Raw genomic sequence first — 18,598 nt, 5'->3', positions numbered from 1 at the left:
AACGCTCCTTATACCGGCAGTGACTGCAAACGGCGGCCACCCCAAATTAAATTTACCAACAGCCGTGTGCCAACCACCGCGGTAAAAATCGACGTTAAAATACCTATCGCCAGGGTTACCGCAAAGCCTTTTACCGGTCCGGTACCAATACCAAACAACACCAGAGCGACTAATAAGGTGGTAATGTTGGAGTCGGCAATAGTGGCAAAAGCACGGTCGTAGCCCAAATGGATGGCTTGCTGCACTGACTTACCTTCTGCCAGCTCTTCGCGGATACGCTCAAAAATAAGCACATTGGCATCTACTGCCATACCCACCGTTAAGACAATGCCGGCCATGCCGGGTAAGGTTAAGGTGGCGCCCGGGATCAGCGATAACAGCCCGGTGATCAGCACCAGATTGGCCAGCAGTGCCACATTAGCCACCATGCCAAAGGCCTTGTAATATGCCGCCATAAATACCAGCACCGCCGCCATACCCCAGCCGATAGCCGTAATCCCCAGCTCGATATTTTCCTGGCCCAGGCTGGGTCCTATAGTGCGCTCTTCAATAATCTGCACCGGTGCAATCAGCGCCCCGGCGCGTAATAAGGTAGCCAGGTTTTGTGCTTCAGCCGGCGTGTTAATGCCGGTGATGGAAAAATCGCGGCCCAGCCGCATGGTGATGGTAGCGTCGTTAATCACTTCCTGTTGTTTTATCAGTATCGGGTTGCCATCTGCGTCGGTTTCAGCGCCGGGCTTATATTCAGTAAACACCGATGCCATACGCCGGCCAATAGTGTCTTTTGTACTGGTTGAAAGTAAAGTGCCGCCTTTAGCATCCAGCTTAATGTTTACCTGCGGCCGGCTGTATTCGTCATAACCCGAACTGGCACCGCTAATATGATCGCCGGTCAGCATAATGCGTTTTTCCAGCAATAACGGGCGGCCATCGCGGCTGTAGTACAGCTCTGAACCAGGCGGCACCCTACCTTCCAGCGCGGCAGCTAAATCGCCGTCAGTGTCTACCAGCCGAAACTCCAGCGAGGCGGTGGCACCGAGAATTTCTTTTGCCTGTGCCGTGTCTTGCACGCCCGGCAGTTGTACTACTATGCGATCCGCGCCCTGGCGCTGCACTAACGGCTCAGCCACACCAATTTCATTTACCCGGTTACGGATAATGGTAATGTTTTGCTCCAGCGCATATTCACGGATTTCTTTTAAGCGGATTTCGCTAAAGCTGACCAGCAAAGTCAGGTTGTCGCTGCCGCTGCTAAATTCCAACTCACGCTCACGCTGTTTTAACGCCGCTTCGGCTGCGGTGAGATCTTCCGTACTGCGAAAACTTACCTGTACCTGGCCACGGCCAATATCGGCCTGCACATTGCGGTAACGGATTTTATCTTCACGTAAATCGGCGCGGAAGGTTTGCACCAGGTCATTCAGGTTTTTATCCAGCGCGGCTTTCATATCCACCGCCAGCAGAAAGTGCACGCCGCCGCGTAAATCCAGCCCCAGCTTCATCGGGCTGGCGCCGATAGCTGCCAACCATTGCGGCGTTGCCGGGGCCAGGTTAAGCGCCGTAATGTAACCGCTGCCCAACTGCCGGTTGGCAATTTCACGCGCCTGCAGCTGCGCTTCGGTACTGTTAAAGCGCGCCAGCAGCTGGCCGTTACTCAGCTCAACCGATTTTGCGGTTATGCCCTGTGCAGTGAAACTGTGCTGCAATTGCTGCCGCGTTTGCTCTGTTACCACGCCGCCGCGGCTGGCGCTGATATTTAAGGCCGGATCTTCCGGGTATAGGTTTGGCAAGGCATACAGCAGCGCTAATAATAGTAAGCCAGGCACCAGGATATAGCGCCAAAGCGGGTTTTTGTTCAACATGGTTGTTCCTTCACATAGCTTTAGCCGGTACAGCCTGGCCATACCGGATAAGCAAAAACACAGGCAGCTATGCTGCCGCGGATTTGGGGTTTAGCGTGAAGAAAACAACGGTGGCGCCCGCGCTTGCGCTCTGGTAAGAAATTGGCTGTTAACCGGCTTTGCAGGGCTAACAGTTGCTATTGCAGTGCCATAGTGCGCCACAGTAAGCGCTGGCGGCAGCAACGCGGCCGGTGGGGTATTATCATCCGCATCCGGCATCGCACTAAGTTGTGAGTGTGGCAATGCCTGGGATATGGCATACAGCTGGCTGTCGGCCAATGGCGACAAGCGAATATCGTGCACGGCAAAGGCTTGTGGCGTACACAATAAACTCAGATAAAACAGTATGGCGATACTACTCAGCCAACGCATAACACCTCATTGCCGTTTTAAAACCGCATGCTGCAAGGCAGCAGCGCGTTCAGGCATAATGGGCGCAGAATTGCTGCGACACAAGGGATGACGTTAAATATTTCCTTTTGACATCACCTGTTACAACCTGGTGTTTTGCCACAGCAAAGCAATGTGCTTTACTTGTTGTCGATTCAGAACCAGAACAACAAGGAATTCTTATGTTTAAACCACGTTACCTCGCCCTGTTTTGTGCACTGGCCAGCGGCTCTGCCTTTGCCAGCGACGGCACCCGCTTACTGCGCCAACCGGATATCTCGGCAGAGCATTTAGCCTTTGTTTACGGCGGCGATATTTGGCTGAGCGACAGCAACGGGCAAAACCCGCGCCGTTTAACCAGCCACCCTGCCAGTGAATTTGCACCGAAATTTTCCCCCGACGGCAACTGGATTGCCTTCTCAGCCGCGTACGACAATAACACTGATGTATATGTGATGCCGGTTAGCGGCGGCGCGGCCAGCCGGCTTACTTTTCACCCGGGTGCCGATACGGTAAACGGCTGGAGTCCGGATGGTAAAAGCGTGATCTTTGCCTCTAACCGCGAAATTGCCAACAGCCGCAGCAACCAGTTATACCAGGTAAGTGTCGATGGCGGTTACCCGCAACAACTGATGCAAGCCGTGGCCTTTGAGGGCGACTTAAGCAGCGATGGCAAAAAGCTGGCTTACCGGCCCAATAATATGGCGTACAGCGGCGCCAGTGGCTGGCGTTTACACCGCGGTGGCAGCACACCACCGGTGTGGATCATCGATTTGGAAAAACAGCAGCTGGAGAAGATCCCCCACCCTAATGCCAATGAATTTAACCCGTTTTGGCTCGGTGATAACGTCTATTTCCTGTCAGATCGCGACAACACCGCGGTAAACCTGTACCGCTACGCCAATAAACAAGTGCAGCAACTGACTAACAGCACCGACTGGGATTTACGCAGCGCGGCCGGCCATGGCAACAGCATAGTATACGAAGCCGGTGGCTACCTGCACCGCTTTGACGTTGCCAGCGGCCAAAGCACGCCTATCCGTGTTGACATTAACAGCCAGTCAGCACAACTGCGGCCGCAGTGGAAAGATGCCGGCAAAACCCTGACCGCCGCGCGTTTATCCGCTACCGGCCAGCGCGTAGTGGTGAGTGCCCGTGGTGAAGTATTTACCGTACCGGTAAAAGACGGCAGTACGCGCAACCTGACGCAAAGCAGCGGCGTGCGCGAATTTGATGGCCTGTGGAGCCCGGACGGCAGCAAAGTGGCTTATATTTCTGATGCCGGCAATAAACACCAACTGGTACTGGAAGCACAGGACGGCTTAAGCCAGCCCGAGGTATTTGCCCTGGCCGACAGCGGCTACTTTAATCTGCTGAGCTTCTCGCCGGACGGCAACCTTATTGCCTATCACGACAACCATTTAAACCTGTATGCGTTTAACCTGAAAACCAAACGCAGCCAAAAGCTGGATACTTCACAGAGACGCGACGGCTTTAAGGTGTCCTTCTCGCCGGACAGCCGTTATTTAGCCTATACCGTATCCGCGGCTAACTACTTCAGCCAAATAAAATTATTTGATTTTAGCGGCAATAAAACTACCGCCATTACCGATGGCATGAGCCATGCCGACGACCCGGTGTTTACCCAAGACTATCTGTATTTTACCGCCTCGGTAAATACCGGCCCTTCTCAGGTAGGGCTGGATTTATCCACCCGCGAGCGGCCGGTGCGCAAAGCCATCTATGGTTATGTGCTGGCAAGTGATGGTAAATCGCCGTTACTGCCGAAAAGCGGTGATGAACCACTGAAAAAAGCTGAAGATAAAACAGCTAAAAAAGATAAGGACGAAGATAAACCCGCAGTAAAAGCGGTAAAAATCGACCTTGCCGGGTTACAAAACCGCATTATTGCGCTGCCGGTAGCCGAGCGTAACTATGACAGCTTAGGCGTGGCGGATGACGGCGCGTTGTTTTATGTAGAACGCACCCAGCCGGGCAGCAGTAACGAGCCACCAGGCGACAATGGCCAGAACAATGGCACTTTATACCGCTTTGACTTTGAAGAGAAAAAAGCTGAACTGGTTAAAGACAGCCTGGCCGGTTACGACCTGAGCAACGACGGTAAAAAGCTGCTGTTGATCAGCGCCCCTAACAGCCTGCAGGTAGGCGATGCCAAGGCTAAACCGGACGCCAAAGCCGTAAGCCTGGCCGAAGTACGCAGCTTTGTAGACCCGGCGCAGGAGTGGCAGCAAATCTTTAACGACGCCTGGCGCATGCAAAAAGAGTACTTTTATGATGCCAAAATGCACGGCATTAACTGGCAGGCTATTTACGACAAATACCAGCCAATGCTAAAGCATGTACAACGCCGCGAAGATTTAAACGAGGTGTTGGTAGAGATGATTGCCGAGCTGCAGGTGGGCCACAACCGCATTGGTGGTGGCGACGTGCACCAGGAAGGCTCGAGCAAAGTGGGCCTGCCGGGGGCTGATTTTGTGATCAACAACGGCAAATACCAGTTTAAAACCGTGTATCAGGGCGACCGCTGGAGCCCGTTCCTGCAAGCACCGTTAAATGTGCCCGGTGCCAGTGCCAAAGCCGGTGACTACCTGTTGGCCGTAAACGGCCGTGAGCTTAGCGCCAAAGATAACGTGTTTGCCTTTTTCGACAATACCCTGGGTAAACAAGTGGTGCTGAGCATTGCCGACAATGCCAAAGGCTTAAACCGCCGTAATATCACCATAGAGCCGGTAGCTAACGACAGCCAACTGCGTTTATGGCACTGGGTAGAACAAAACCGCCAACTGGTGGCAGAAAAAACCGACGGCAAAGTCGCCTATGTTTACCTGCCTAACACCGCCGATGGTGGCTTCTACTTCTTTAACCGCATGTTCTTCGCGCAAACCGACAAACCGGCGGTTATTCTGGACGAGCGCAAAAACGGCGGCGGCCAGGCGGCAAACTACATTACCGAAATTCTCGGCCGGCCGTTTTTATCCGGCTGGAAAGACCGTGACGGCTTAGTGTTCACCACACCCGGCGGCGGCATTTACGGCCCGAAAACCATGCTGATCGATCAAGACGCCGGCTCAGGCGGCGACTTCCTGCCGTGGGCGTTCAAACGTTTGGGTTTAGGAAAAACCGTCGGTACCCGCACCTGGGGTGGCTTAATTGGTATCGCGGCCAACCCGCCGATGATTGACGGTGGTTTCCACGTCGTGCCGTTCTTCCGCTTTTATACGCCGGACGGCGAATGGCGGGTAGAGAACGAAGGCGTAGCACCGGATATCGAGGTAGAACTGGATCCGATAGCGGTCAATAAAGGCATTGATGTGCAGCTGGAACGTGCTATCGAGCATACGCTGGCAGAGCTCAAAGCCAACCCGCCAAAAGATCATAGCAAAGCCCCGGCAATGCCGACTAAGCTGGGTTTATAAATTCCCGCAAGTAACGCAAAAACCGCTGCACTGCAGCGGTTTTTTATGCCCGCTTAGCTCTGCGTTTCTTTACCAACTCAGGCTTGCGGTCAGCGCTTATAACGCCAGCAGCTGCCAGCCCCAGCAAACAACGAAACTTAGGACATTGCATATGACCCGGCGCAGTACATACTGCAGCATGACGCAGGCCGTCACGCATTGCGCTCAATTGTTCAATGGTATTGTCCAGTTCATCTGCCTTAGTCAGCAACAGCGCGCGGTCTATATCCGGCGGCCCTTTATCACCCAACATCGGTGCAATTTCGTCCAGCGAAAAGCCGGCCGCGCGGCCCAACGCAATCAGAGCCAACCGCTCCAACACATTCGCATTGAACACCCTTCGGAGCCCCAGACGGCCGCTCGAACGGATTAAGCCTTTTTCTTCATAATAACGTAACGTTGAAGCTGGTACGCCCGCTCGTTTAGCTACTTCGGCAATATCCATCACTGCTCCTTGACTTAAAGTCAACTTGAAGTTGTACGCTAGCATTTGTTCAAATTCAGGACAAGCAAGGAGAAAACAATGAGTGTTGCAATATGTATCTTTTTCATTGGCATTGGTGCCACTGCCATAATGGACTTATGGACTCTGCTGCGCAAAGCGCTGTTCGGTGTCGCGCCGGCAAACTATGGCATGGTAGGTCGTTGGCTGCTGCATATGACACACGGCCGGTTTCGTCATCAAGCCATTGCCGCAGCACCTGTTATGCGCTCAGAACATGTCGTAGGCTGGGCCGCTCACTATATGATTGGCATTGCCTTTGCCGGCTTATTAATTGCTCTCTGTGGTGACGCCTGGCTGCAAAACCCGGCTCTGTTACCCGCACTGGCCGTGGGTATAGTGACCGTTGCCGCACCTTTTTTACTAATGCAGCCAGGTATGGGTGCCGGTATTGCCGCCAGCCGCACAGCAAACCCAAACTCTGCGCGGCTGCATAGCCTGATAACCCATGCTATTTTTGGCTTGGGTTTATATGTATCAGGCTGGGTGGCAAAGCTGTTGTCGTTACTGTAAAAGCCAGCCCTGTTTATCCTCCGGCGGCCGTATCAGCGTTTTAGCCGGAGTCATAATCCGTAGGGTAAACACCTGCCGGATTATTTTCAAATGCCTTTGGTGAGCTTACATTACCAATTCAGTCGTACTTCAAAGTTCATCTGCAGCGGCTGCTCACTACCTTGGGGCTGTGCACTGATAATAAGCTGAAATACACGTTGTGAACTGGCATCTAAAGTACCAATGTAAGAAATGTAACCATCGGTTTCAATCGACTGCATATCTATTTCTTTGCTATGCCCAAGCAGATTTTCATGCCGTGCGCTCACCACAGCCTCAACAGTTGCTTGTGATCTGTCGGAGGTATTATCAAGGATAACCAGGTTAAGCACTGCAAGATCAGGATGCACAGTTATCCCGTATTTTTGTGCCATGGTGTCGCTTAGCACAGTGGCACGGCTAACGTTAGCCCGCAGCGTAAAATTATCAAATTCCACAATATGGCCCAGCGGCTGCTCCGGCCCAACAGGCTCACCGGTGTTGGGGGGTTCTTTTGCAGAATCAACAGATTGCTCCACCTTCCCGCAAGCTGTCAGCGCTACAGTCAAGTGTAAAACCACAATAAACAATATGCTTCGCCACACCATGGTGTTGTGCCAGGTAATCATCATCAGCTCCTTTTATTAGCGATAAATAATGTGGGTGCTTCTCCTTACAATAAAATTTAAACTGTTATTGATATCAGTACCAGTTACTCAGCTCTGACTGTAAAGCATAGCTGATTATCACCAAGGTGTATGGCTGCCTGCACTTCTGGTTGGTACCAAGCCCGGAGTTTAGCGGCATTAATAGCAACGACTCATCTAAGCACCGTTACGCAGCAAACCTTTTGCTAAGCTGCGCTACGCGCTGGCCTAAGCTGTAAATAAACCATAACCGGCTTCGCTATTGCCGTCACACATCAATCTTCGGCCATTGGCAGCTCCTTTTAAAGCTTGGCGTAGTTAGCAATATCCGCCTGTACGCCCAACCGCGCCATGGTTTGCTGCGGGTTAAAGCCACTTTGGGCATGCTCTGCCTGCACCGCGATTTTCGCAGCATCAATAGCAGCCTGGCTTTGCCATTGGGCAATGGTCACGATGTTGTATTGCCCGGGGCCGCTGGTTTGTTCCAGCACAGAATCTTGCACAAATCCCGGTTGGCGACGCAATATTTGATGGGTGTCCAGAATTCTGGCCAGAAACTCATTGCGAGCGTCTGCAGGAACAATAAACTTATCAACCCGATAGATGTGTGATGCTTCAGACATAATAATCCCCTTTCTTTAAAAACGCCGCAACATGGCGCATCTAAGCACCGTTACGCAGCAAACTTTTTGCTAAGCTGCGCCACGCGCTGGCCTAAGTAGCGTGCGCTAAGCAAATCGGTTTCATGTAACAGGCCATCGGCTGATTGGGCGATAACGCCGCATTGCGCCCCCAGCCGGTTAAGCCCGGCGGCATTGTGGTTGCCGGGAATATCTAAACCCGCCCATAACATACCCTGCTGATTGGCCAAAATTTGCAGGTACTGCAGAGTATGCAGCTGATCACCGCTGAAATTGCTGCCGATGGTAAAGCCGGCGGCAATTTTATTAGCCCACAACTGCTGCTCCCAGCGCTCGCTGGTAGCATCGGCAAAGGCTTTAAACTGCGCTGACACAGAGCCCATATAGGTGGGTGAACCAAATACTATGGCATCGGCGCTGTCTAACTGCGCAAGCAGTGTACTGTTACAAAAGCGCCCCGCGCTAATATCGGCGCCGGCAATTTCGGCCTGGATAACAGTAACACCCGCTACTTCAGCGGCGCCGGCCGCTACCGCCGTGGCCAGTTGCCTGGTGGTGCCGCCGGCTGAATGGAACACAACTGCGACTTTTATCACTGAATCCTCCTTATCACTACCATCCTTATCAAGGCCACCCTTATCAATGCGATCTTTATCAAAGCTTTATTGCTCCATTAGCTGGTTTAAAAAAGCCGCAGTTAAGCGGCTTTGCTCTGCATAATATGCTGGTGTAATGCCAGGGCCGCTTGCTGCAGTTGCAAAAACAGCGCCGTGTGTTTTACCTGCTGGTACTGTGCATCAAACACCTGGTGAAAGTTGGGTACCGACACGGTACCGGCAAGTTTGGCACCCATAAAAGGTGCGGCTTGTACTGCCGCCTGCAGCACACTTTGCGCCCCGCCCGCCCCTGGCGCCGCAGAGAGAAATAACGCCGGTTTATGCTGAAAAATATGCCGTTGGCTGCGCGAGGCCCAGTCGTACAAATTTTTAAAGGCAGCAGTGAAGGTACCGTTATGTTCAGCAAAAGACACTATCAGGCCATCAGCGCTGGCTATTTGCTGCAAAAACGCGGCTATCTTTGCCGGCGCGCCCAGCTCTGCCTCGCGTTGCTCGCTGTAAATCGGCAGCTCGTAATCGTCAATATGTAAGCTGACCACCTCTGCTTGCGGCAGCAGCCGCGCCACACTAAGCGCCAGTTGTTGGTTAATAGATTGCGGATTATTACTGGCGGCAAATGCAAGAATTCTCATAACACCTCCTTGCGGGCTTTTTCCTGATTTAAGTTGTGCTCGGCCGGCAGATCACTGAGGTACTGCACAAATTCCACTTCAAACCCGGCTGGGTCAACAAAGTAGACGTTTTTACGATAGGGGTCGTCAGCGCCCGGCTTGGCAATGGCATAGCCGGCGGTATTCAGCCTGGCGATAACCGCATCCAGGTTGTTAGTCACATAGGCAAAATGGGCAAAGCCAACGCTGTGGCCGGCCAGGTCGCGGTTTTGGCCTTCGCCGTGATCGCTCAGCGCCAGATAATGATAATCGTCACCAAAGTGCAGCCATTTACGCGGCTTGCCATACCACTCGCCATGGCCCTCATCGCGAATATGCCAGTGCGGAAAGGCCGCGCGGTAAAAGTGCAGCATGGCATCAATATCCGCCACCACCAGGTTCACATGTTCCAGATACATAGTCATCTCCTAATCAGATTATTTATTTTGCGTTACTTGTTTTGCATCATTTGTTTTGCATGGTCCGGTTGAACAGTCGGAAAAACTGACACAAAAAGCTGTTGCAGCACGGCTCTGAGTTGTCCGGTAAAGTGCTCATGTCTTATCTCCTTGCAATTAAACTGACAGCAGGGTAAAACCTTAACCTAAGTTAAGGTAAAGTGTTTTTTGAAAAAAATGGCAGAAAAATGAAGGGGCTTGAGATGACTGATGCAACCTGGAGTGTCGGCCGCGTGGCCAAGCGTTGTGGCGTTAAGGTAAGTACATTGCACTTTTACGAGCAAAAGGGTTTGATTAAAAGCTGGCGCAATGATGGCAACCAGCGCCGTTACAAGCCGGAAGTGTTAAGGCGTATTTCAGTGATTAAAGCGGCGCAAAAAGTCGGCATTAGTTTGGAAGAAGTAAAACAAGCGTTTTTATCCCTGCCCGACAGCCGTACACCCACAGTGGAAGATTGGCAGCTGTTATCAAGCAACTGGCAGAAAATGCTGGATGCGCGCATTGCTTACCTGCAACGGCTGCGCGATTACCTCACCGGTTGTATTGGTTGCGGCTGTTTGAGTATGAGCAAATGCCCGCTATATAACCCGGATGATGTACTGGGCGCTGAAGGCACCGGGCCGGTGATCCTGGAACAGACAGAATAGTAAGCAGCTAACCGGACGCTCAGTGTTGGCCAAACAACGCTACCTGCTGCATATCTGCTTTGGCCTGGTACATCGCACTGTCGGCGCGTTTTAGCAGCTCCGGGGCGGTATCGCCGTCTTGCGGCGCGATGGCAATACCTATGCTGATACGGATATGCAGGGTGTGCTTATGCAGCGTAAAAGGCTGCGCCACATGCTCAACCAGCTGTTTAGCCAGACGCAGTACGTCGTGTTCCTGCTTCACTTCCAGCAGCAAACAGACAAATTCATCCCCGCCCCAGCGGCTTACCATATCGCCGTCGCGGATATAGGCCCGTAACCGGCTGGCCACCGCCAGCAGTACCTGGTCGCCGGCATCGTGGCCGTAGGCATCATTAATGCCTTTAAATTTGTCGACATCAATAAATAATACCGCCAGCGACCAACCATGCCGCTTCGCCTGCACCAGGCCATGGGCCAGCGCCTGGTCAAAGGAGGCACGGTTAGGCAAGCCGGTAAGTTTGTCGGTAAGCGCACTGTGCAATGCCGCTTTTTCGGTCTGCTGCGATAACAGTAAGTCGTCGCGCATACTTGCCAGATCGGTTTTTACCTCATCCAGCTCCGACTCAATACCAATACGGGTGGCTATTTCATTGGTCAGTTTTACGTTAACGCGTTTTAAATCATTAGCCGCTTTGGCCACAATAACTTCCGCATCTTCATTTTGCTTCAGCGCCTTTTGGATCACGGCGACCGGCGCCTGCTCCTGATGCAGCGCATCATTAACCGAACCCAACTCGCCTGCCGCAGTGCTGATATCTTTCTTTATCGCTTCGTTTTTTTTCAGCACATTGTGTAGCGACAAGCGTTTGCCGGCACCTTTCTCTCTGTTCACTTTGGGTTCTGCTGACATTAGTACCTCTTAATTAGCACTGCCACAACACGGCTTGAAATGGCCTGAGCATACAAGGTGCCGGCGAAGATTACTGTGCGCTGGCGCACAGAGCGTGAATAACGCAGCAGCAGCCCGAAAAAACCAGCACAAAGTGTACAACTGTTCACCGAATTTATCATCCACCCCTTTCCGGCATCATAATTTAATTTGTTTAAATTCAACGAACTAACATCAAATAAACTATATAGCAAAAACCTAAACTGGCCAAACCAGATATTTTAGTGTACAACTGTGCGCTGAAATTAACTGATAGCGTGAATCTGTAGTGAAGCCATTTATCAGCCGCCTTTGGCGCAGCTTTTGTTTGATGCTGGGCAACCAGAGTTCGTTAACTTTGTATTTTTTACCATTGCTGCAGCGGCTTTGGCCGGGCTTTTTACCGGGGCAATATCGTGCCTTGCTGGTTGGCAAACAGTGGCAAACCGCAGATATGCTGCAATTAAGCTTTCAGGTATCCGGCCGCTGGCCGGGGTTTGTGCCTGGCCAACATCTGTTGTTAACCCTGCAGCACCAGGGCCGCTATATCAGCCGGCCGTTCAGCATTTGCTCGCCATTTAGGCTGTGGCAAAGCCGGCGGCAAATACAGCTGTGCTGCAAAATCAACAGCGCGGGCGAATTTACCCCGCTGTTGCAACAGCTGCAAAACGGTACTGTGGTAAATATCAGCGCGGCGCAGGGTAATTTTTGCCGGCAGCAAGCCACACTGCCAACGGTGTTTATCGCCGCCGGCTCCGGCATTACGCCCATTGCCGCTATGCTGTTAAGCCAACGCCATTGGCTGGCACCGGTAACACTGCACTATCGCTGTCGCGGCAGTGAAAACGCAGCCTTGCTGAGCGAGCTGCAACAACTGGCCGCTAAACAGCCGTTATTTAATCTGCAGCTGTCTGACAGCCGCACTGAGCCGTTTGAACAATTGCAGCAGGCTATTGGCACTAACGCAGCTGAGCAGCAGTTTTATCTGTGCGGCCCGGCGGCCTTTATGCAACAAATACGCGCGGCGTTGCTAAGCCGCGGCGTAAGCGCGGCGCAGATCCGGCAAGAGCAATTTGGCTTAGCCATGCCCTTAGCAACCGGACACAGCAATGACACAACACCACTGACGGCCAGCTTTATCCACGCCGGTACCAGCACGCAGGTAACACTGAACCCACAGCAGAGCTTATTGCAAAACGCCGAACAGCATGGCCTGGCGCCACGTTTTGGCTGTCGTATGGGCGTATGTTTTCAATGTGTGTGCGACAAAGTGTCCGGCCAGGTGCGCGATTTGCGCAGCGGCACTCTAAGCGGGCATGGTGCAGAGCAAATTCAGCTGTGTATCAGCCAACCGGTAACCGAATTAGTGATTAAGCTGTAACAGGATTATTGATGAAACTTTCCACTGCACAATTTACCGCGCTTGAGCAAGAGCTGGATAGCGTAAAACAACAGGTACAACAGCAACTGGGTGATGCCGATGCGCGCTATATCCACCGCGTATTGCTTGTACAACGCTTAAGCGCACTTAGCGGGCGTATTTTACTGGTGCTGGGCTTTATTACGCCCTGGCTTTGGCTGGCAGGTGTGTTGCTGTTAGCACTGGCAAAAATTCTCGACAATATGGAAATTGGCCACAATGTGCTGCATGGTCAATACGACTGGATGAATGACCCGGTGTTGCATTCCAAACGTTACGAGTGGGATATTGCCTGTGACGCCGGCTCCTGGCAGCGCACACATAATTTTGAGCACCATACTTACACCAATATTATTGGCAAAGACCGCGACTTTGGTTACGGCCTGCTGCGCTTAAGTAATGATTTTCGCTGGCGGCTGCGGAATTTATGGCAAGGCGGCACTTACTTGTTGCTAAGCATGTTGTTTCAATGGGGCGTGTCGTATCACGAGCTGGCCGCGCAGCGGGTATTCTTTGGTAAAAAGAAGGCCGACCGTCACAGCCAGGTCAGCGATAGCGAACTAAAAAAAGCTTTCTTTGGCAAGGGCGCACGCCAGTTGATTAAAGACTATCTGTTTTTCCCGCTTATCGCCGGCCCTATGTGGTTGTGGGTACTAAGCGGCAATCTGCTGGCCAATTTAATCCGCAATTTATGGACTTCAACCGTGATTTTCTGCGGCCACTTTACCAAAGACGTGTATGTGTTTAGCGCGGCACAGTGCGAAGGCGAAAGCCGCGGCCAGTGGTATTACCGCCAAATGCTGGGTTCAGCTAACTTTACCGGCCCCACCTGGCTGCATATTTTAACCGGCCATTTAAGCTGCCAGATAGAGCACCATCTGTTTCCCGACATCCCGGCGCGGCACTACCCTGCTATGGCAAAACAGGTGCAGGCTATAGCGGCAAAATATGCTATTCCGTACAACAGCGGCAGCTTTGTGCGCCAGTACAGCACGGTATTTCTGCGCATTATGCGCTATTCACTGCCGGGTGGCGGGAAAGCTGTAAAGGCATTGTAGGGGCGTATATTTACGCCCTGTCATATCCAAAGCGCATACTATGACGGGATAGCTTCAGGCAAATAGCAGGGGCGCAATTATGCGCCCCTACGTTTAGTCTGCCGCAGTACGTTTATCGGTGCGATCCAGCGCGCGGATAATATCGCGCCAGCTTAAAATACCCTGCGGCCGGTTCTGGCTGTCTACCACCGGAATGCAAGATACGCCGTGCGTATTAAATAGCTGAATGGCATCCATTACCTTAGCCTGCGGCTGCAAGGTAACCGGCTTACGCAGCATAATCTGGTGCACTTTCTTGTTTAGCGTCGCTAAGTCGCGTGGCGTCTCAGCGGCGGTGCCGATATGCGGGCTCAGCGCTTTAAACAAGTCTCGATCAGATAACACACCCAGCAAAATGCCGTTTTCCACCACTAATACATGGTGAAACTTTACATGGTCAAAAATCTGCTTTACCACCGTCAGCGCATCATCCGGCGATACACTAACCGGCTTGGTGCTCATTAGTTGAGCAATACTCAGCATCAGGGTTAACCTTTACTACGCAGAAAAAACGCGACGATAACCGAGGTCAGCACGCCCATAATGGCGGCGCCGATTGCGCTTTGCGGTATATAGTTAGTTAAACTGAAGTACTCTAAAGCCTGCTGCGTCGTCATCATGTCTTGTGTCACAACATAAACCTGCGCATTGAGGAAATAGTTTGGCGTAATTACCTTGTGGATTAGCCACTGCGCTGCCGGGCTTAACAGCACCACCACTAAGGTAATCAACAACCCCGCTATGGTACCCTGTTTCCAGCTCATAATGCCGCTATAATCGCGTTGCTTTTTTTGCCGCAGCGCCAGCACGTAAACCAGTATTGCCGGTATGGCGAATAAATTGGTGTAAGTGGCATGCTGCGCTATATGCCGGCCATGCAAGCCTGTCAGTTGCTCGACCCACATCCATATAAGCATTACCGCAGTAAAAATAAAGCCCCAGCGTATTTCCGTCAGATACTTTTGCATAACCTATTGTTCTTGATAGCTTAGACACAGCAAAACTATAGCGCTTTTATATCGCTTTACCAGCTATTTGCGTTAGCCTATCTATACTTAACACCGGCAGCAAACCAGGGTAGCGCCAATGCAACAGCAAATTCTCGATACCGCACTGCAACTGGCAGCGAAAACCGGCTGGGAGCAGCTAACGCTGCAGCAGATTGCTGCTGCACTGCACATCAGCCTGGCGGATATTTACCGGCATTACCGGCAAAAGGATGATTTAGTCGACGCCTGGTTTGACCGCGCCGATCTGGCGCTGCTAAGTACTCAGATCAGTAAAGAGTTACCCGCCAGTGCCAGGTTGCAACAGGCGATACAGCAGTGGCTGGCAGCGCTTGCGCCCTACCATAAACTCACCGGACAAATGCTGCTGTATAAACTGGAGCCCGGCCATATTCATTTGCAGCTGGGCGGTATTTTGCGTATCAGCCGCACTGTACAGTGGCTGCGTGAGGCGGCCGGCTTAAATGCCGGCGGTGCAGCCAGGATTGGCCAGGAGCTGGCATTAAGCAGCTTGTTTGTCGCGGTATTTATTTACTGGTTAAATGACAGCTCGCCCGGGCAGCAGCGCAGCCTGAAGGTATTGCAGCACAAGCTGCAGTGGGGTAACACCTTACGCTTATGGCACTAGCTGTCGCGCAGCTGCTGGTGCAACGCTTTCAGTGTTTTAGTATCTTCACTATAAGCCATCGCATGTTCGGCGCGGGCCAAAGCCGCAGCAGACTGGCGCAGTGCATGCGGGCGAAATTCGCTGTGCTGGCCGGATAACGCCAACAGACTTTTTTGCAGGCGAATTTGTACTTCCTGCATAGCAGCACCATCACGGGCTATCGGGGTATAAAAGTCGTCAAACAGCTCACTCAGTTGCAGCGGCAATACAAACACCTGCGGATATGTCACTTCGGCTTGCTGCGGCGCAGTTTGCCGCCAGTTACTTAATACCCGCATACCGCGGCCGATAATTTCAATCGCCGTGCCGGGATCATTAATGGCCGGCGATAAGGCTTTCGAGGCAATCTCGGCCAGTACCAGCAAGCCAAAGCGCGGGTCCTGGTCAAAGGTGCGGTAATCGCGGATACAAAATGCATCCAGCAGCACCGTGCTGTCAGTTGCCGCTGCCGGGCTGAGCCATAACAACGGCCGGCTGGGTTCAATAAACACCCCGGGCCGCACACTGACATACAGTTGGCAGTTGTGCTCAGCGCCCCATTTATTCAGTGCATTAATATCAATGTGCTGCAAATAGCCGATGCAGTTACTTAACAGCGGTTTGGCGTTCGCCGGTATATCCTCAAGGCTGCTCAGCGGCGTGGCCTGCAACCAGGGTGCCGCGTTGTGCCGCTTTAACGCCGCATAGGCCTCATCTTCTACTTTATTCGCCGTTTCGCCTACCCTGCCAAGGCCGGATAAGTGATTGATCCACACCAGCATCATCACCACTATTAACGCCACCACCAGGATGGTAGTAAGAAACAGCACCACTTCGCCACGCTTGTTATACAGCTCAGTGTTTAACAAAATAATGCTGACAATGCTGAATAAAAACGAGCCGACAAAGGTGGCCAGCGCATTTTGGGTGGTACTGTCTTCCATTAACAGCCTGGTAGCACGCGGCGACACATTGTTGGTGGACGCGCTGTAAGCAGCTACCATTACACTAAGCGAAAAAGTGGTAACGGTAAGCATGCTGGAAGCAAGAATAGTCAGTATTTCTCCGGCCGCACCGGCACCGATAATATCGGCTAAGGCATCGGGAATGTGATCCTGCAACAATACCGCAAGCCCGGCCGATAACAGCGCCAGCACGGCAAAAGATACAGTACGAAGCCACAACTTGCGGCTTAACTGTAATAATTGCCAGCCCCACTTTGATACCATTATCCGGCCCTTTTTATCCAATCAATGCATATCCAAAACTTACCGGCACCTGCGGCATGCCCGCCTCGGGTACCGTTTGCATTATTACTGCTGTAAAGACGCATCCCGCACGGCGCGGAACTCTTTTCCCTGATACCAGTTTGGCCAGCGCTCGCTGTTAGCCAGCTCGTGCCCTACCTGATAATACAGATGTAAATCCTGCTGCGCACCGCGTAAATCCCAGTCAGGGTCAAACTCATCATTCACTTTGTGGTAGAAGTCGCGTACATAAAGGCGCCGCTGCTCCAGGCCCCAGTCTTTACCGTGGATAAAGCTGTCTACACCACCGCGGGCATACAACATAGGTACGCCTTTTTTCGCCAGGTTAAAGTGATCTGAGCGGTAGTAAAAACCATCCTGCGGTGTCGGCTCTGGTGCGGTATACCGGTTCTGTGCTTTGGCATATTTTTCCAATATCGGCTCCAGCTCTGAACTGCCATAGCCAAACACCATCACATCGCGCATCGGACCGTATACGTTAATCACGTCCATGTTAATACCGGCCACGGTTTTATTTAACGCAAATAACGGGTTATCCGCATACCAGGCCGAACCCAGCAGGCCGCGCTCTTCTACCGTTACGGCTAAAAACGCCACCGAGCGTTTCGGTGCCGGGCCGGCTTTAAACTGCTCTGCCAGCGCCAGCAAGGCGGCTACACCACCGGCATTGTCCTGGGCACCGTTAAATACTTTGTCGTCCGGCCGGCTGAAATCGAGGCCGAAATGATCCCAGTGCGCCATATAAATAATGGCTTCATCGGGCTTTTCACTGCCTTCGATATAACCAATAACATTGCTGGAGCTAAGCTCGCGCAAGTTATTGCTAATACTAACCGCCGCTTTAGCATTCAGCGCTACCGGCTTAAAGTCTTTGCTCAGCGCCTGCTGGCGCAGTTGCTCCAGTGAAGTGCCATTGGCTGCGAACAGTTTTTCGGCCGCCTCCAGCGACAGCCAGCCTTCCACTTCAGTTTTATGCAGGTTTTTGTTGTCGTTCGCCAGTTCAAACCGTATTGGCGAGGTGCCGGCCACTACATTCCAGCCATAGCTGGCAGCATCGGTTTCGTGCACTATCAGCGCCATCGCCGCGCCCTGACGGGCAGCTTCTTCGTATTTGTACGTCCAGCGGCCATAGTATGTCATGGCATTACCGGTAAACAGCTGTGGGTCCTGGGTGGCATAGCCCGGATCATTAACCAGCATTACCACGGTTTTGCCTTTTACATCTAAACCGGCGTAGTCATTCCAGCTATATTCCGGTGCTACTATGCCATAGCCGACAAATACCACGTCGCTGTCGGCAACATCAATTTGCCCCAGCATCCGGGTAGACCAGGCCATCATATCGGTTTTATAAGTAAGTGTAGTGTTGGCGCCGCTGTTATCGGTTAGCGTTAATGCCGATACTTTAACCGGGTCTATTTGCACCACCGGCACGCTCTGGCGATAGCTGTCACCACTGTACGGCGTTAAGCCAATACGGGCAAACTGCTGCTCCAGATACTGCACAGTGATTTCTTCACCTTTAGTGGCCGGGGCACGGCCCTGCATTTCATCTGAGGCAATTTTCTGAAAATAACCGGCAAAATTGGTGTTAAAACTGGTTTGCAGCAAGGGTTGCTCTGGCGGTGGCGACGTATTCTCGTTAGAACACGACGCCACCAGCAGGCTGGCGCTAACCGCAGCTACCAGCAAAGGGCCGAACTGAAGTGTCATCAGGTTTCCTTAAATACCGCTAAGCTAAACACTTACCTTAGCCTATTCACGCCGTTGACACGACAGCATTGAGACAA

At 52.2% G+C, this 18,598-nt stretch carries 19 protein-coding genes; 6 read left to right on the top strand and 13 right to left on the bottom strand.

Annotated features, from left to right (window positions below):
• Positions 1–8: 8 nt before the first annotated feature.
• Both secD and ACTZWV_RS06525 read right to left on the bottom strand, forming a co-directional pair.
• Positions 9–1,862 (bottom strand): protein translocase subunit SecD, encoded by a 1,854-nt coding sequence (gene secD / locus ACTZWV_RS06530; protein ID WP_444785769.1) that lies wholly within the window; start codon positions 1,860–1,862, stop codon positions 9–11.
• Between the two features lie 90 nt (positions 1,863–1,952).
• Positions 1,953–2,273 (bottom strand): hypothetical protein, encoded by a 321-nt coding sequence (locus tag ACTZWV_RS06525; protein ID WP_444785768.1) that lies wholly within the window; start codon positions 2,271–2,273, stop codon positions 1,953–1,955.
• Positions 2,274–2,473: 200 nt separating this feature from the next.
• Here ACTZWV_RS06525 and ACTZWV_RS06520 point away from each other — a divergent pair, with 200 nt between their 5' ends.
• The gene (locus ACTZWV_RS06520; protein ID WP_444785767.1) at positions 2,474–5,728 is read left to right on the top strand and encodes a S41 family peptidase; all 3,255 of its coding nucleotides are present in this window, start codon (positions 2,474–2,476) and stop codon (positions 5,726–5,728) included.
• 43 nt (positions 5,729–5,771) lie between these two features.
• Here the strand turns inward: ACTZWV_RS06520 and ACTZWV_RS06515 are convergent, their stop codons facing one another.
• Positions 5,772–6,212, bottom strand: a complete 441-nt coding sequence (locus tag ACTZWV_RS06515) for a helix-turn-helix domain-containing protein (protein ID WP_444785766.1) — start codon at positions 6,210–6,212, stop codon at positions 5,772–5,774.
• 78 nt (positions 6,213–6,290) lie between these two features.
• On the opposite strand from ACTZWV_RS06515, the gene ACTZWV_RS06510 reads away from it, so the two are divergent.
• The gene (locus ACTZWV_RS06510; RefSeq protein WP_444785765.1) at positions 6,291–6,782 is read left to right on the top strand and encodes a DUF2938 domain-containing protein; all 492 of its coding nucleotides are present in this window, start codon (positions 6,291–6,293) and stop codon (positions 6,780–6,782) included.
• 110 nt (positions 6,783–6,892) lie between these two features.
• Here ACTZWV_RS06510 and ACTZWV_RS06505 read toward each other — a convergent pair whose 3' ends face one another.
• The 5 genes from ACTZWV_RS06505 to ACTZWV_RS06485 form a co-directional block, all read right to left on the bottom strand.
• Positions 6,893–7,432: a DUF4426 domain-containing protein gene (locus ACTZWV_RS06505; RefSeq protein ID WP_444785764.1), complete on the bottom strand. Its 540-nt coding sequence runs from the start codon at positions 7,430–7,432 to the stop codon at positions 6,893–6,895.
• 317 nt (positions 7,433–7,749) lie between these two features.
• A complete protein-coding gene (locus ACTZWV_RS06500) occupies positions 7,750–8,070 on the bottom strand; it encodes an antibiotic biosynthesis monooxygenase family protein (protein ID WP_444785763.1) in 321 nt (106 codons plus the stop codon).
• A 50-nt stretch (positions 8,071–8,120) separates the two neighbouring features.
• The gene (locus tag ACTZWV_RS06495) at positions 8,121–8,684 is read right to left on the bottom strand and encodes a flavodoxin family protein (protein WP_444785762.1); all 564 of its coding nucleotides are present in this window, start codon (positions 8,682–8,684) and stop codon (positions 8,121–8,123) included.
• A 101-nt stretch (positions 8,685–8,785) separates the two neighbouring features.
• Positions 8,786–9,337, bottom strand: coding sequence for an NADPH-dependent FMN reductase (locus ACTZWV_RS06490; RefSeq protein ID WP_444785761.1), 552 nt, complete (start codon positions 9,335–9,337; stop codon positions 8,786–8,788).
• Positions 9,334–9,774, bottom strand: coding sequence for a VOC family protein (locus ACTZWV_RS06485; RefSeq protein ID WP_444785760.1), 441 nt, complete (start codon positions 9,772–9,774; stop codon positions 9,334–9,336). The genes ACTZWV_RS06490 and ACTZWV_RS06485 overlap by 4 nt, the downstream gene beginning before the upstream one ends.
• Before the next feature lie 242 nt (positions 9,775–10,016).
• Between ACTZWV_RS06485 and soxR the strand changes: the two genes are divergently transcribed.
• Positions 10,017–10,460, top strand: coding sequence for a redox-sensitive transcriptional activator SoxR (gene soxR / locus ACTZWV_RS06480; protein ID WP_310210365.1), 444 nt, complete (start codon positions 10,017–10,019; stop codon positions 10,458–10,460).
• Between the two features lie 19 nt (positions 10,461–10,479).
• On the opposite strand, the gene ACTZWV_RS06475 is transcribed toward soxR, so the two are convergent.
• Complete coding sequence (locus ACTZWV_RS06475) at positions 10,480–11,352, bottom strand: diguanylate cyclase domain-containing protein (RefSeq protein WP_444785759.1); 873 nt, start codon at positions 11,350–11,352, stop codon at positions 10,480–10,482.
• A 307-nt stretch (positions 11,353–11,659) separates the two neighbouring features.
• On the opposite strand from ACTZWV_RS06475, the gene ACTZWV_RS06470 reads away from it, so the two are divergent.
• Both ACTZWV_RS06470 and ACTZWV_RS06465 read left to right on the top strand, forming a co-directional pair.
• Entirely contained in the window at positions 11,660–12,751 is a 1,092-nt protein-coding gene (locus ACTZWV_RS06470) for a flavin reductase family protein (RefSeq protein WP_444785758.1), read from the top strand.
• 11 nt (positions 12,752–12,762) lie between these two features.
• A complete protein-coding gene (locus ACTZWV_RS06465) occupies positions 12,763–13,848 on the top strand; it encodes a fatty acid desaturase family protein (protein ID WP_444785757.1) in 1,086 nt (361 codons plus the stop codon).
• Between the two features lie 93 nt (positions 13,849–13,941).
• Here ACTZWV_RS06465 and ACTZWV_RS06460 read toward each other — a convergent pair whose 3' ends face one another.
• Both ACTZWV_RS06460 and ACTZWV_RS06455 read right to left on the bottom strand, forming a co-directional pair.
• Positions 13,942–14,370: a CBS domain-containing protein gene (locus ACTZWV_RS06460; protein ID WP_444785756.1), complete on the bottom strand. Its 429-nt coding sequence runs from the start codon at positions 14,368–14,370 to the stop codon at positions 13,942–13,944.
• Between the two features lie 5 nt (positions 14,371–14,375).
• Positions 14,376–14,855 carry a DUF4199 domain-containing protein gene (locus ACTZWV_RS06455; RefSeq protein WP_444785755.1) on the bottom strand — a complete coding sequence of 160 codons (480 nt, stop codon included), beginning with the start codon at positions 14,853–14,855 and terminating at the stop codon, positions 14,376–14,378.
• A gap of 118 nt (positions 14,856–14,973) precedes the next feature.
• On the opposite strand from ACTZWV_RS06455, the gene ACTZWV_RS06450 reads away from it, so the two are divergent.
• Positions 14,974–15,522 (top strand): TetR family transcriptional regulator, encoded by a 549-nt coding sequence (locus tag ACTZWV_RS06450; protein WP_444785754.1) that lies wholly within the window; start codon positions 14,974–14,976, stop codon positions 15,520–15,522.
• Here the strand turns inward: ACTZWV_RS06450 and ACTZWV_RS06445 are convergent.
• Both ACTZWV_RS06445 and ACTZWV_RS06440 read right to left on the bottom strand, forming a co-directional pair.
• Positions 15,519–16,769, bottom strand: a complete 1,251-nt coding sequence (locus tag ACTZWV_RS06445) for a DUF2254 domain-containing protein (RefSeq protein WP_444785753.1) — start codon at positions 16,767–16,769, stop codon at positions 15,519–15,521. The genes ACTZWV_RS06450 and ACTZWV_RS06445 overlap by 4 nt on opposite strands.
• Positions 16,770–16,853: 84 nt before the next feature.
• Positions 16,854–18,521 (bottom strand): M28 family metallopeptidase, encoded by a 1,668-nt coding sequence (locus ACTZWV_RS06440; RefSeq protein ID WP_444785752.1) that lies wholly within the window; start codon positions 18,519–18,521, stop codon positions 16,854–16,856.
• Positions 18,522–18,598: the final 77 nt, after the last annotated feature.

The organism is Rheinheimera sp. NSM (assembly GCF_052380015.1).
Taxonomy (GTDB): Bacteria; Pseudomonadota; Gammaproteobacteria; order Enterobacterales; family Alteromonadaceae; genus Alishewanella.
The sequence above is the reverse complement of the archived record's forward strand: the minus strand, read 5'-3'. Positions and strand labels throughout refer to the sequence as shown.